Annotated in this window: 6 protein-coding genes; 1 reads left to right on the top strand and 5 read right to left on the bottom strand. The window is 38.3% G+C overall.

Annotation, left to right across the window (positions count from 1 at the left end):
• Positions 1-150 precede the first annotated feature (150 nt).
• The gene (locus FFR48_RS24915) at positions 151-312 is read left to right on the top strand and encodes a hypothetical protein (protein WP_162501959.1); all 162 of its coding nucleotides are present in this window, start codon (positions 151-153) and stop codon (positions 310-312) included.
• On the opposite strand, the gene FFR48_RS24920 is transcribed toward FFR48_RS24915, so the two are convergent.
• From FFR48_RS24920 to FFR48_RS24940, 5 genes are all read right to left on the bottom strand, one after another.
• Positions 279-1,277: a metal ABC transporter solute-binding protein, Zn/Mn family gene (locus FFR48_RS24920; protein WP_137669223.1), complete on the bottom strand. Its 999-nt coding sequence runs from the start codon at positions 1,275-1,277 to the stop codon at positions 279-281. The two genes, FFR48_RS24915 and FFR48_RS24920, sit on opposite strands and share 34 nt — an antisense overlap.
• Positions 1,278-1,581: 304 nt before the next feature.
• Positions 1,582-1,869, bottom strand: coding sequence for a hypothetical protein (locus FFR48_RS24925; RefSeq protein ID WP_096565605.1), 288 nt, complete (start codon positions 1,867-1,869; stop codon positions 1,582-1,584).
• Positions 1,870-1,916: 47 nt separating this feature from the next.
• On the bottom strand, positions 1,917-2,957 hold the full coding sequence (locus FFR48_RS24930; RefSeq protein ID WP_137669224.1) for a WD40 repeat domain-containing protein: 1,041 nt from the start codon (positions 2,955-2,957) through the stop codon (positions 1,917-1,919).
• 123 nt (positions 2,958-3,080) lie between these two features.
• The gene (locus tag FFR48_RS24935; protein WP_137669225.1) at positions 3,081-4,052 is read right to left on the bottom strand and encodes a CobW family GTP-binding protein; all 972 of its coding nucleotides are present in this window, start codon (positions 4,050-4,052) and stop codon (positions 3,081-3,083) included.
• A gap of 165 nt (positions 4,053-4,217) precedes the next feature.
• Positions 4,218-5,117, bottom strand: a complete 900-nt coding sequence (locus tag FFR48_RS24940; RefSeq protein WP_137669226.1) for an alpha/beta fold hydrolase — start codon at positions 5,115-5,117, stop codon at positions 4,218-4,220.
• Positions 5,118-5,341: the final 224 nt, after the last annotated feature.

Consider the following 5,341-nt stretch of genomic DNA (forward strand, 5'->3'; position numbering starts at 1 on the left):
GGTGTCACGACGGTGGGCGAGTGCGCAGCGGCGGTGTGGCGGAGGGACGAGCAGACCATGCGCGTGGCGAGACCGCGCGGCAGGGGTGCGATCCGCGCGCGCAATCCCGCGGGTGGGATGATGGCGCTGTCCGTCGATTTGGGGTCGCCGGTGAACCGTCTGCTGGACCCCGTCCCCGGCTCCACCCCGCCAGTACCCAGTCCCCAGTCCCCTCTCCCCGGGCACCAGTCACCCGTCACCAGCCACCAGTCACCAGTCACCAGTCACCAGTCACCAATTTACTTACCAATATTCGGCTTAAATTTTAAATAAGTACCTCCCAATCCTTCAACAATACTGCGGGTATTTGCATCTATCATTTTTTGATAGGTTTCTCCATCACTACCAGGTTTACCTAGTCCATCAATATAAAGTTGTCTATCAAAAAGTTTCACATTTGCTTTACTGGTAATAGGTTGAAGTGACATAAGATTAATTGTTGTATCTGCAAAAACTGTTGGTGCTTTTGTTTTTTGAATATATTGGGCTAAATTTTTCACTTTTGTATCTGTTAAATTATCTTCATTCCTAATATCTGCTAAACTACCTTTATAGGGAAAACCATAAGCTTTGACATAATAAATCATGGCTTCGTGGGTTGTTAGCAATTTGCGATTTTTATCAGGAATAGTGTCAAGTGTGGACTGAACCCAGTTGTTTAGTTTGTTTAATTCTTGGGTTAATTTACTGGTATTGCTACTATATTCTTTTCGATGTTGAGGTAATATTTTACTTAAATTACTATTAACTACTTCTGCCATTTTAATAGTATTTTTCACATCATGCCAAATATGTGGTTCAGTGAAACTTTTACCATTTTTACGTAATCTTTCAGGTGTGGTGACAGCACGTTGAGCAACTGCTATTTTGGGTGCATTATTTTGAGCATTTTGAATAACTTTAATTAAAATTGGTTCAAAATTATAACCATGATATAAAATAAGTTTAGCTTGTTCAATGGCTTGAATATCTTCTGATGTCGGTTCATAAATACTCGGATTTAAACCAGGAGGAATTAAACAAGTCAAGTTTATTGTTTCTCCCGCAACTTGTTTAGTTAAATCACATAATACACTGGTAGTTGCCACTACTTGAGGAAGATTTTTGTTAATATTTTGCGTCTGATTATACTGAATATATCTGGTATTGAAATTGCGATTGTTGCAACCAGAAAATCCCAGGGAAATCACCAATAAGGCAATATTTAATAAATTCTTGTATATGATTTTTTTTGTCATAAATAACTGCTATTTCTAAATTAAATTTAAATCAAAAAATAGGGAGCATTCCAAATGTGTAAATTTATGTTGATCTAACGAAATAAAACGCTCCCAGATCCTGATATGATTGAACCACAAAGGGCGCAAAGGACACAAAGGTAAGAGGTTTTAAGAGATTTTTTAGTGTTGCTGGGGTTATTTTTTCAAAGTTGGGATGCTCCAAAAAATATTGTGGTGTTTTAAGAGCTAAATTAATCAAGTAGTAAAGGCACAGAAATGAGTAATACTGTGCCGGAATTTGGTTTCATAATTGCTAACTTGATTAAAAGTCAGCACTAGGTAATTTACCTTGCAACTTATGAAAATTAGATTGAACACAAGCACTACAACTGCAACCAATATTATTTAAAATTTGCTGGTTTTGTTGTTTGAAAATGGGTTTTGTTAATTCGGGAATTGGTTGTACAGATGCCGCTACAATCTGATCAGAAGTAGCTACAGTCTTCCATCTAGTAGATGCTTGTGCTGGACTTACTAGCAAAAACAAAGATGCTAAAAACAGATGACAAGCCAGAAAAATCAGTTTAGTTATGTTTTTAGTTATGTTCATAGTTCACCCTTAAAGGCTGCTGATACAGCATAACCAATTATTCAACATTAGTCATTAGTTTTTGACCAAATTAGTAGCTCTCCTTGTTCCCCACCAGCGGCTAAAAATTTACCTTGGGGATGCCAAGCTAAAGTAGAAAAACCACCACGTACACCTGTGAGAATTTGCGATACTTCAAAATTCTCGTTCCATAAACATAACCACCCATCAGCACCAGCAGAAGCAAGTATATAACTTTGGGGTGCATAGGCGATCGCATTAATTATATCCACATGATTGGTTAAAATTCGCGCTTCCCAACCTAAAGATTCATCCGCTGATTTTTCCCAAACTACCACACCTTCCACACTGGAAGCAGCTAAAAGCGGCGCACCTGTAGCAGTTGTAATTTCTGACCAAGCTAACTGACGAATTTTACCTGGAAAACCACGCATAACCCAAGGATCAGGATTTTCCCATTCTAAAACGGTGACGCTACGATCCATATTTCCTGACGCTAAATATTTACCATTAGGTGACCAAGCCATTGCTACACTAACTGTACCCATAGCTAAAATATACGGTTCATCATCCCAATCTTCACTATTCCAAATTTTCACTCCTTTATAACCACTAATAGCTAAATATTTTCCATCTTTACGCCAATCAATTCCTAAAATTGATGAATTTTCAAAGTTAAGAGTGACAACAATTTCTTCTGTTTCTACATCCCAAACTTGCACATAACGCCCTAAACTAAAAGCTAATAGATTATTAGTATGATTCCAAGCCAATTTATCAACCCAAGCAGGGGCGTTTTCTAAGGTTTTAAATAATTGATTTTCTCGCCAAATCTTTACTTTTCCATCTTGTCCACCCATAGCTAAATATTTACCATCAGCGGAAAAAGCTACACAGTCTATTGATTTACCTGTAGTTGTTTGTAAGTGAGTAATTTCGCAATTTTCCCAGATTAAAACTTCTCCCGCAGCAGATATTACAGCCAGTTTTTCACCTGTGGATGACCAATTTAGAGAGGTGATATAATCTGCAAAATGACCTGAATAGTAGGTTGTAAATTGTTGAGGTTTGTTAGTTGTGAAATTCATATATTAGGTGATTGGTGACTGGTGATTGGTGATTGGGAAAAATCTTTTCTTCACCATCTCTATTGTCAGGGTTTAGCACTGCTAAACCCCTACGAATCCTGACTTTCTACAAATCCTGACTTTCTAAACAATACAAGCCATAAAATCTTGTTTTAACTTGGCTTCATCTAAATTACGTCCAATAAAAACAAGTTCATTTTTTCTGGTTTCATTCTCTTTCCAAGGTCTATCTGCTTTACCATCAAAAATCATGTGTACACCTTGGAAAACAAAGCGGTTATCTTCACCAGCAATGTTTAAAATGCCTTTCATGCGGAAAATATCAGTTCCTTTGGTGCTAAGTAATTCTGACATCCAAGCATTTAATTTTTCCCCATCTATTGCACCTGATTCTACTAAAGCTATAGAATAAACACTTTCATCATGTTCATGGGCATCTTCACCTAAGAAGTTAGGATCAATTTCTAAAGCGCGTTCTAAATCAAAGGCATTTACCCCCAATAAAGCATCCATTGATAATTCAGAATTTCGGGTGCGGTAAATTTTCGCCATTGCATTCATTGAACGAATGCGTTTTTCTAATTCCTCTAAAATTTCTGGTGTGACTAAATCAGTTTTATTTAATAAAATCACATCAGCAAAAGCAATTTGTTCTTGGGCTTCGTCTGCTTCCCAATGTTGCCAAATATGTTTGGCATCTACCACCGTAACTACTGCATCTAGTGATAGTTGACTCTGCATATCTTCATCAACAAAGAATGTCTGAATCACAGGTGCAGGATCGGCTAATCCGGTGGTTTCAATTACTAAATGATCAAATTTATCCCGGCGTTTCATCAAATTACCAATGATGCGGATTAAATCACCACGCACTGTACAACAAATACAGCCATTGTTCATTTCAAATATTTCTTCATCTGCATCAATTACTAATTGATTATCAATGCCTACTTCCCCAAATTCATTGACGATAACTGCTACTTTTTTACCATGTTGGTAGGTGAGAATATGGTTGAGGAGGGTAGTTTTTCCCGCACCTAAATAGCCAGTTAAAACGGTTACGGGTACGGTATTTGCTATTTCTGAAGTCATCATAATTTTAAGGCAATTTTTAGATAATTTGATGATTGGTTCGTTGGCTATCAACAGTTAGGAGTCAGCTTTTTAACACTTATGTCAAAAATTCTTGTTTGCCATCTAGCAGTTAACCCAAATATTCTGACTCCTGACTCCTGACAGTCATTGAGAATCATTCTCTGTTTAACACATATTGGTTAAAAATGGCAGTATTGCATCAAAAACAATTGCTGGATATTCCTCATGAAGTCCCAAAGTACCAGGAATAATCACGCTGGTAATTTTTGGTAACTTTGCTAAAGCGTCCATTTCTTGCCGTGATTTTGGTGGACTAGACGCGCCTATAAATGCAATGATGGGAACGTTTACGGACTCAACCAAGGATAAAAATTCCGCTTGACTGTGAATAGTATCAATGTTGCCAGTGACAAAGGCCGCAGATGCAAATCTGGCGTTTGGTTGTTGGGTGGTTTGCCATTTTTCGGCGATAAATTCGGGTGTAAGTTTAGTTGTATCAGTGAAAACGTGACGGCGATACATCCAACTTAAAAAGGATGGGGTAGTGTTTAGCTTGTAGAGTGCTTGACCGAAAATAGGCGATCGCACCATCCCCCGCACCATAGCAGCTATATTGGCATTTGCCCCCATTGTTGGCAAGGGTCCGCGCCAAGTCGGTGCTAACAAGACAATTTTAGAAATAGCTTCTGGTTGTTTAAATGCCAGCTTTAAGACATAACCAGTAGCATGACCCGCAGCAACCACAATAATTGGAGTATTAAAAACAGATTTCACAAAATCTGCTAAAAATTGCTCATATATGGCGGGATTGTAATCTAAACTCAAGCGTGAACTTTCACCAAAACCCGGCCAGTCAATAGCAGTAACCTGAAAATGGGTAGAGAGTAACTTGGCAAGTTCTCCCACTTCTCCCCGTGTGGAAACGCTACTAAAAGCAGGAAGTAATAAAAGTGGTGAACCCTCCCCTATGGTTTCATAAACCACCCGCAACGGCTGATTTTGCCAATTCCAGGGAAATTCTTTAACTTCACCAGCAAATACACCAGTAGTAGATAAAGTCGTCATTGGTGATTGGTAATTGGTAATTGGTAATTGGTAATTGGTAATTGGTAATTGGTTATTTTCTCCGATACAAAAAAGCTAACTAATGCTAACAAAAGTCGGCTTTTTCTTCCTGTTTCACCCTAGCAGTGTCGGCACTATCTAGTCCACAGGCTAACACGATCAATCTGACCGCTTCTTGTTTTAAATTAATCGCAGCGTTTAAATCTCTGTCAATCTCAAAGCCA

Origin of the sequence: Sphaerospermopsis reniformis, from assembly GCF_005402885.1 — a bacterium.
GTDB lineage: Bacteria > Cyanobacteriota > Cyanobacteriia > Cyanobacteriales > Nostocaceae > Sphaerospermopsis > Sphaerospermopsis kisseleviana.

Excerpts from the sequence above, each read along its gene's own strand:
- FFR48_RS24925 (WP_096565605.1), bottom strand. The coding sequence starts at position 1,869 with ATGAACATAACTAAAAACATAACTAAACTGATTTTTCTGGCTTGTCAT.
- FFR48_RS24935 (WP_137669225.1), bottom strand. The coding sequence starts at position 4,052 with ATGATGACTTCAGAAATAGCAAATACCGTACCCGTAACCGTTTTAACT.
- FFR48_RS24930 (WP_137669224.1), bottom strand. The coding sequence starts at position 2,957 with ATGAATTTCACAACTAACAAACCTCAACAATTTACAACCTACTATTCA.
- FFR48_RS24940 (WP_137669226.1), bottom strand. The coding sequence starts at position 5,117 with ATGACGACTTTATCTACTACTGGTGTATTTGCTGGTGAAGTTAAAGAA.
- FFR48_RS24920 (WP_137669223.1), bottom strand. The coding sequence starts at position 1,277 with ATGACAAAAAAAATCATATACAAGAATTTATTAAATATTGCCTTATTG.